The sequence below is a fragment of the Vibrio sp. Isolate33 genome, from assembly GCF_022397895.1.
Taxonomy (GTDB): Bacteria; Pseudomonadota; Gammaproteobacteria; order Enterobacterales; family Vibrionaceae; genus Vibrio; species Vibrio pomeroyi.
In genome coordinates, this window is the sequence record NZ_JAKEUP010000032.1 from 21,127 (window position 1) to 29,393 (window position 8,267).

The 8,267-nt window shown below is 45.3% G+C and carries 5 protein-coding genes; 3 read left to right on the forward strand and 2 right to left on the reverse strand.

The genetic code is table 11. The features are described 5' to 3' along the window. Positions 1 to 88 precede the first annotated feature (88 nt). On the forward strand, positions 89 to 2,392 hold the full coding sequence (locus L1D37_RS23525; RefSeq protein ID WP_239849312.1) for an EAL domain-containing protein: 2,304 nt from the start codon (positions 89 to 91) through the stop codon (positions 2,390 to 2,392). Between the two features lie 95 nt (positions 2,393 to 2,487). Here the strand turns inward: L1D37_RS23525 and L1D37_RS23530 are convergent, their stop codons facing one another. After that, on the reverse strand, positions 2,488 to 3,492 hold the full coding sequence (locus tag L1D37_RS23530) for a sugar-binding transcriptional regulator (RefSeq protein WP_132969104.1): 1,005 nt from the start codon (positions 3,490 to 3,492) through the stop codon (positions 2,488 to 2,490). Positions 3,493 to 3,951: 459 nt separating this feature from the next. Here L1D37_RS23530 and tal point away from each other — a divergent pair, with 459 nt between their 5' ends. Further along, positions 3,952 to 4,902 (forward strand): transaldolase, encoded by a 951-nt coding sequence (gene tal / locus L1D37_RS23535; RefSeq protein WP_046209277.1) that lies wholly within the window; start codon positions 3,952 to 3,954, stop codon positions 4,900 to 4,902. 86 nt (positions 4,903 to 4,988) lie between these two features. Continuing rightward, positions 4,989 to 7,271 (forward strand): transketolase, encoded by a 2,283-nt coding sequence (gene tkt, locus L1D37_RS23540; protein WP_275665565.1) that lies wholly within the window; start codon positions 4,989 to 4,991, stop codon positions 7,269 to 7,271. A gap of 102 nt (positions 7,272 to 7,373) precedes the next feature. Here tkt and L1D37_RS23545 read toward each other — a convergent pair whose 3' ends face one another. Beyond that, positions 7,374 to 7,988: a hypothetical protein gene (locus L1D37_RS23545; protein WP_239849313.1), complete on the reverse strand. Its 615-nt coding sequence runs from the start codon at positions 7,986 to 7,988 to the stop codon at positions 7,374 to 7,376. Between the last annotated feature and the right edge of the window lie 279 nt (positions 7,989 to 8,267).

The window sequence follows — 8,267 nt, forward strand, 5'->3', positions numbered from 1 at the left end:
TGTCTCTTTCATTGCATGAATCACGCTGACGACCCAATAGTTTGTCACTTGCACTCTGTTAGAAGTAGTAACCAACAAAAGGCATCTCATGGCTCTATTTAAGAAAAATATCTGGTCGCTGTACGCTCTGATCGTACTGCTTACCTTGATACTTTTCGCCGTGTTGGGCGTAACCAAGTGGCAAGCAAACAGAGATGACTTCATTGAGCAACAGCATATCCAAGTTGAGCTGTTTTCTAGCTCTGTAAGCTCGCTTCTCACCAGTCAAGAAGCTCTGCTTGAAGTGGTTGGGCATCAATTGGCTCAACAGTCTGACTTCACTCGTACTGCTTCGATTCAAATTCGACCAATATTAGACAAGCTGCTTGATACTCACCCTGCGATTGCAGCATTCGGATTGCTAAACCCTCAAGGGGACTATCTTGCAATCAGCTCCAACCTGCAATTGTCGAATCAACATAATCTACTTAATCACTCATACACCAGAGATTCATTTCTAGAGGCTATGTCTAGCGAAAAGATGGTGTTGGGGCGTACCTATTTCCAAGAATCATTGAACAGTTTGGTGATTCCGCTAAGAAAATCGATCTCCATCGATGGCAAAAATGTCGATGCGGTAATGACTGCAGGCCTACGCTTAGACAGCACAATAGTATTCGAAAACAATGCACACGCCGGCAGCTACAACACCCTAACCTTGCTAAGACCCGACAATTACCGACAGTTTTATTCGAGCGATATTGAATCGCTCGAAGCTTATCTTGAGCCGGTTGATAATGATGTAGTAACACGCATCATTCACCGTTTTGCACAACAAGTGAACGTCAGTCTCGAAGAAACGAAGACAGGAAATAACACCTACTCTTTCAGCGTCGATGACGACATGTATCATTCACTGGTCAGCGCTAAGTACATTCCAGATTACAAACTTTGGGTCGTTGGACGCACAGATCTGACTCACGTTGATAGCATCTTCTTTCAAGAGTTCGGCATCCTTTTCGGCGCCTTTATCTTTCTTCAATTCGGTTTCTACGTTTTGGTTAAGTCGATTGCCAAGAACGAGCAAAGAACCAGAAGCCAGCTGATCTACCAAGCGAATCACGATCCATTAACTTCTCTGCCAAACCGCTTATACATGCGTCGAAATATTGATAAATGGATTGAAGATGAATCTGAGCAATTCTCACTGCTGTTTATCGATATCGATAACTTTAAGTGTGTTAATGATACTCACGGGCACGACTTCGGGGACAAGGTACTCAAGCAGATTGCGTTACGTTTGATGCGATTCCGTTCTCGACTCAGCTTGTTGGTGCGTGAATCGAGCGACGAGTTTCTATTCTTAACACCGTTAACGAACGAGTCTGAGATTAAACGACTCGCTGAACGGATTATTGAAGTGCTTTCTCAACCTTATGAAGTCGAACACTCTCAGTTCTTACTAGGTTGTAGCATCGGTATTGCGCGCTTCCCTGAACATGGGAAAGATTTGGATAGTTTGCTCCGTTCTGCCGATATTTCGATGTACAAAGCGAAGCAACAACAGAACTCGTACAGTATTTTCACCACGGCGATGCAAGATGCTCACCTCTACAAGATGAGAGTAGAACAGAGGCTACGTATCGCTATTGAAAAGCAAACACTGTTCATGGCTTTTCAACCTTTGGTACGTACCGATAAGAGCACTCATGGTGTCGAAGCACTGGTGCGCTGGATTGATGACGAACTGGGTTTTGTCCCGCCCGATGTGTTTATTCCTGTCGCAGAAAGCACGGGCTTAATGCAAAAGCTAGGTACGTTTATTATTGAGTCGAGCATTATGCAGATCGCTCATTTGCATCGAACGACAGAACAGAAGATCGGGCTGTCGATCAACATATCGGTTCGTCAGTTTTCACATAAGTCGTTCTCTGACCACTTATTCGCTACGCTTGAAAAGTATCAGTTCTCTCCAAGCTGTTTAACGCTAGAGATTACCGAAAGCTTGTTCATTGAAGATGTGGCTATAGTAAAACCACTGTTTGAAGCGCTCAAAGAAAACGGTATCAAGATCTCTCTGGATGACTTCGGTACTGGCTATTCATCGTTGAGCATGTTGAAAGCACTCCCTATCGACGAACTTAAGATTGATAAGAGTTTCATTGAGAACATCGCTATAGACCAGCAGTCACTCACTATGGTGCAAAACATTATAGCAATCGGTAAAAACTTCGGCATGGTGGTATTAGCAGAAGGCGTAGAATCAAATGAGCATTTCTCGATTCTAAAGGCTTGTGGATGTGATTTGATGCAAGGCTATTACTTCTCACGCCCTATCCCTTACGATGAACTGTGTGAGTATCTAGCACCAACTCAGGTTGAGACAATAGAACAACCAGAAGCGACGGCATAACTGTCAGTTAGTCTCACCCAACTCGTAAATAACGTGATGAATCAAAAAAGGGAGCCCAAACAGGCTCCCTTTCGTTTATCAATAACACTCACACCTTAACGATTTTCGTCTAACTCAGCGTGCTTCATCTGCTCATCCAAGTTAAGTACCGTCAAAGCATTGCTTACACTGGTTGCGATCACGTCTACCACGCCGGTTCTTAATGCACCTAATAAAGCTAATGGTTTACTGTTCTCCGCGGCGATAGCGATCACTTCTGCTATTGGTCGAAATTCTTCTAAACCTAAGCCGATTACTCGGTCACTCATTACTGTGTTTGCTGCTTTGCCGTGTACATCAAAAAAGTCGTAACCCGCGAAGTCACCGACCACACCTTGTAATAAGCGAGACTGAACAACCTCGCCTGCAGTAAACCAACCCAAGTCGACCATATAACTGTTTTCACTCATGTCACCAATACCGACCAAAGCAACGTCAGCTTTACGAGCTAGATCGAGTGTTTGCTTAACGGTGCTGTTTTCCATGAATGCGGTTTTTTGCGCTTTGTTTTCTGCATAAGCAGGCGCGTATAAGGTTTCAGAAGAGCCGCCGTATTTTTTGGCTAGCTGCCTACATATATGGTCGGCATTAAACATACCGCCTCTTGGGTGGATACCGCCGATGCCACACACGAACTTACAGTCACGAGGAGTAATTACACCAGTATGGTGAGCAACAGACGATACGTTTCGCCCTTGTCCTACTGTCACCACCATGCCGTTTTTCAGTGTACTGGTTAGATAGTTAGACACTAAGCCTGCAACTTGGAGTCGCTGCTTCTCTTCGTTTGGTTGGTCTAGTGCCACAAGTGCACGTTTCACACCAAAGCGCTCAATCAGGCGTTGTTCTATCTTGGCACTGAATACTGGGTGGTATTTCACGGTGATCTCAACAATACCCTCGTCGCGTGCTTGTTTGAGCATTCGACCAACCTTTGCACGAGAGATAGAGTACTTTTTGGAGATCTCTTCTTGTGTCGCGCCATCCTGATAATAAGCAACCGCCACTTCAGTGAGGAGATCAGTGTTTTCTTCGGAAACATCTTGGATATTCTTACTCATATACCACGCAACCTATCTTTAACAATTATTTTACCTGCTTTGAGAACAAATGTTCGATGCATCAGCAAGTGATACACAAGTTTACACCGTGAACATATGTAACAACAAGGAACATTTGTTCACGGTGATAGCCTTGGTTTTATTGTTGATTAATTCACCTCACTCTGCCCATTAAACGTTTGCTTGCATACCCCATGATTACTAGAGCGAAATATATTTGACTGAAGTCACCATACAGGACTATTTACCGTTGACTTTGGTGCTAGATCGGATAAATATGGCTACATCATTTACTCATCGAGCGATCAAATGTTCTGTGCAAATGTTCGTTCGGAGAAAAATTTAAATTAATGTAAGTTTGGCTCACTGGTACAACCATTGAGAACTTCATTAGTTAGCTTGCAAATGCCCACACCTCTCCCATTAGCGAGGTGTTATGCGATACATAGGATGATCAAAATGAGCAATAAATTAGAGCAACTTCGTAAACTAACAACTGTTGTAGCTGACACTGGCGATATCGAAGCTATCAGCAAGTACACTCCTGAAGATGCAACAACTAACCCATCTCTAATTCTTAAAGCTGCTCAAATTGCTGAGTACGCACCTCTAATCGATGCTTCTATCGAATACGCTAAAGCGCAAAGCGATGACAAAGCACAGCAAGTTCAAGACACTTGCGACATGCTTAACGTGAACATCGGTAAAGAAATCCTGAAAGTTGTACCTGGCCGTATCTCTACTGAAGTAGATGCTCGTCTTTCTTACGACATGGAAGGCAGCGTTGCTAAAGCTCGTCAACTTATCAAAATGTACAACGACGCTGGCATCACTAACGACCGCATCCTTATCAAACTAGCTTCTACTTGGGAAGGCATCCGTGCTGCTGAAATCCTAGAGAAAGAAGGCATCAACTGTAACCTAACGCTTCTATTCTCTTTCGCTCAAGCTCGTGCTTGTGCTGAAGCTGGTGTATTCCTAATCTCTCCTTTCGTAGGTCGCATCATGGACTGGTACAAAGCGAAAGAAGGTCGTGATTTCGAAGCTTCAGAAGATCCAGGCGTAATCTCTGTTTCTGATATCTACAACTACTACAAAGACCACGGTTACAAGACTGTTGTTATGGGCGCAAGCTTCCGTAACATCGGCGAGATCCTTGAACTTGCTGGTTGTGACCGTCTAACTATCGCACCTCAACTTCTAGCAGACCTAGAAGCAGCAGAAGGCGAAGTAGTAGAGAAGCTAATCGACTCTAACGGTACTAAAGAGCGTCCAGCAGCTATGACTCACGCTGAGTTCCTATGGGACCACAACCAAGACGCAATGGCTGTTGAGAAGCTAGCTGAAGGCATCCGCAACTTCGCAGTTGACCAAGGCAAACTAGAAGACATGATCGCAGCTAAGCTGTAATCACTCTCACCAATTTCAAATAGGGGAACGTTCAGTTCCCCTACTTTTATCAATTTGTTTATCTTAATTTTTATTCGGAAGTTTCTATGAACCGCAAACATCTAGCTAACGCTATTCGTGCTCTAAGCATGGATGGCGTACAACAAGCAAACTCTGGTCACCCAGGCGCTCCTATGGGTATGGCTGACATCGCTGAAGTTCTTTGGCGCTCTCACCTAAACCACAACCCGTCTAACCCAGAGTGGGCTGACCGCGACCGTTTCGTACTTTCAAACGGCCACGGCTCTATGCTGATTTACTCTCTGCTTCACCTAGCAGGTTACGAGCTTTCAATTGAAGATCTTAAAAACTTCCGTCAACTGCACTCTAAGACTCCAGGTCACCCAGAGTACGGTTATGCACCAGGTATCGAGACAACTACTGGTCCTCTAGGTCAAGGCATCACTAACGCTGTTGGTATGGCAATGGCTGAGAAAGCGCTTGCGGCACAATTCAACAAAGAAGGCCACGACATCGTAGACCACTACACTTATGCATTCATGGGTGATGGCTGTCTGATGGAAGGTATTTCTCACGAAGCATGTTCTCTAGCGGGTACGCTAGGTCTTGGTAAGCTGGTTGCTTTCTGGGATGACAACGGCGAAGGCCACGACATCGTAGACCACTACACTTATGCATTCATGGGTGATGGCTGTCTGATGGAAGGTATTTCTCACGAAGCATGTTCTCTAGCGGGTACGCTAGGTCTTGGTAAGCTGGTTGCTTTCTGGGATGACAACGGCATCTCTATCGATGGCGAAGTTGAAGGTTGGTTCTCTGACGATACACCTAAGCGTTTCGAAGCATACGGCTGGCACGTAATCCCAGCAGTAGATGGTCACGATGCTGACGCTATTAATGCAGCTATCGAAGCAGCTAAAGCAGATCCTCGCCCTACTCTAATCTGTACTAAAACAGTTATCGGCTTTGGTTCTCCAAACAAATCAGGTACGCACGACTGTCACGGTGCACCACTAGGCGCTGAAGAAATTGCAGCAACACGTAAAGAATTAGGTTGGGAGCACGGTCCTTTTGAAATTCCGTCGGAAGTTTACTCAGAGTGGGATGCGAAAGAAGCAGGCGCAGCTAAGGAAGCAGCGTGGAACGAGAAACTTGCAGCTTATGAAGCAGCATACCCTGAGCTGGCAGCTGAATTCAAACGCCGCGTAAACGGTGACCTACCTGCTGAGTGGGAAGAGAAAGCAAACGCAATCATCGCTGATCTTCAAGCTAACCCAGCAAACATCGCTTCACGTAAAGCATCTCAAAACGCACTAGAAGCGTTCGGTGCTATGCTACCAGAATTCATGGGCGGCTCTGCTGACCTTGCGCCTTCTAACCTAACTATGTGGTCTGGTTCTAAGTCTCTTGAAGCGACTGATTTCTCTGGTAACTACATCCACTACGGTGTACGTGAATTCGGTATGACGGCTATCATGAATGGTATCGCTCTGCACGGTGGTTTCGTACCATACGGCGCAACGTTCCTAATGTTCATGGAATACGCGCGTAACGCAATGCGTATGGCTGCTCTGATGAAAGTTCAGAACATCCAAGTTTACACGCACGACTCTATCGGCCTAGGCGAAGATGGTCCTACTCACCAACCGGTTGAGCAAATCGCTTCTCTACGTCTGACTCCAAACATGAGCACATGGCGTCCATGTGACCAAGTTGAGTCTGCAGTCGCTTGGAAACTGGCAATCGAACGTAAAGATGGCCCTACATCGCTAATCTTCTCTCGTCAAAACCTTGCACAACAAGATCGTGACGCTGCACAAGTAGCTAACATCGCTAAGGGTGGTTACATCCTGAAAGATTGTGAAGGCAAGCCAGAGCTTATCCTTATCGCAACAGGTTCTGAAGTTGAGCTAGCGGTTAACGCTGCTGCTGAACTAACAGCTGAAGGCAAGAAAGTACGCGTAGTATCTATGCCTGCAACTGACGCGTTCGACAAGCAAGATGCTGAATACCGTGAGTCTGTACTTCCATCTGACGCTGAAACAGGTTCTGAAGTTGAGCTAGCGGTTAACGCTGCTGCTGAACTAACAGCTGAAGGCAAGAAAGTACGCGTAGTATCTATGCCTGCAACTGACGCGTTCGACAAGCAAGATGCTGAATACCGTGAGTCTGTACTTCCATCTGACGTTACAGCGCGTATCGCAGTAGAAGCTGGTATCGCTGACTTCTGGTACAAGTACGTTGGTTTCGGTGGCAAGATCATCGGTATGACAACGTTCGGCGAATCTGCACCAGCAGGCGAGCTATTCAAGATGTTCGGTTTCACTACTGAAAACGTAGTAAACACAGCAAAAGAGCTTCTAGCTTAATCTTGATTCAATTGTCTCGCCTTAAAATGGGTTGATGCATAACGAAAGCCCCGCATGAAAATGCGGGGCTTTTTGTATCTGTTGTCAGTTAGAGATGAAAGACTAGAAACTAAACCGCGCGCCGACTCGAACCGTGTTTTGCTTCAGGTTTTTGCTATAGGTGTAGTCATAACCTGCATCAACGGCAAGCCACGAGATAATCTTAACCGAGCTCACAACCCCCAAACTATTTAAACCATGCTCATAGGTATCTGTATAACTGTAAAACGGTTGCAGCGACCAACGTTCGTTAATCGAAACCACTGCACCTGCTTCACCGATAAACCCTTCATCGTAGTTTTTGTTGGTTTCCCTGTTACATGGGTCAAGAATACTGTCATTACGACACGAAGAACGTCTCTTAGGTTTCACCCAATTAACGCCTCCAGATGCGTACAGCTCAATCTGTTGAGTGACCGAATGGTACCAGCCCAATTGAATAGACAGATCAGACAAAGTCGTTGAAGATCGTGTCGTCTTTGAAGAGTCGAAGCCAACAAACAGAGAATCCGTTACAGCATAATTGCCGCCGAGATAGCCGCCGTAAAGCTGCTTACTGCCTGAGTTGTTGTAAGAGCCTTCAAAGTAATCTTGAAAGCCATCATCACTCACTCGTGTGTTCTGATAACCCGTATAAAGATAGTGGGAACCCTTTGAAGCTAAGCTTGGGAAACTCATAAGACTGAAACAAAAAACGGTAAAAATAAGGGGGCGCATCTCAGTAACTCAAAATTTGATTGGAATAGTAGAAGTGTAACCCAACCGTAATTGAACGGTGTTTTATTTGTGTTTCAAAGATTTTCAAAACGAAGCGTTGAGCTACAAAAATGTATGGTCCGCCCCGTTATTGCAACTACAATTAAGTAATAACGGAGTTGGTTTGCGCTAATGTATTCGGAGTCCTTGTTGGGAGCACTAGCTTCCCAGCTCCACGATGATATCCGCGCCAGATTATCC

What these genes read in the sequence shown, in the direction of transcription:
- L1D37_RS23545 (WP_239849313.1), bottom strand. Translation starts at nt 7,988, where the DNA reads ATGAGTTTCCCAAGCTTAGCTTCAAAGGGTTCCCACTATCTTTATACG.
- tal (WP_046209277.1), top strand. Translation starts at nt 3,952, where the DNA reads ATGAGCAATAAATTAGAGCAACTTCGTAAACTAACAACTGTTGTAGCT.
- L1D37_RS23525 (WP_239849312.1), top strand. Translation starts at nt 89, where the DNA reads ATGGCTCTATTTAAGAAAAATATCTGGTCGCTGTACGCTCTGATCGTA.
- tkt (WP_275665565.1), top strand. Translation starts at nt 4,989, where the DNA reads ATGAACCGCAAACATCTAGCTAACGCTATTCGTGCTCTAAGCATGGAT.
- L1D37_RS23530 (WP_132969104.1), bottom strand. Translation starts at nt 3,492, where the DNA reads ATGAGTAAGAATATCCAAGATGTTTCCGAAGAAAACACTGATCTCCTC.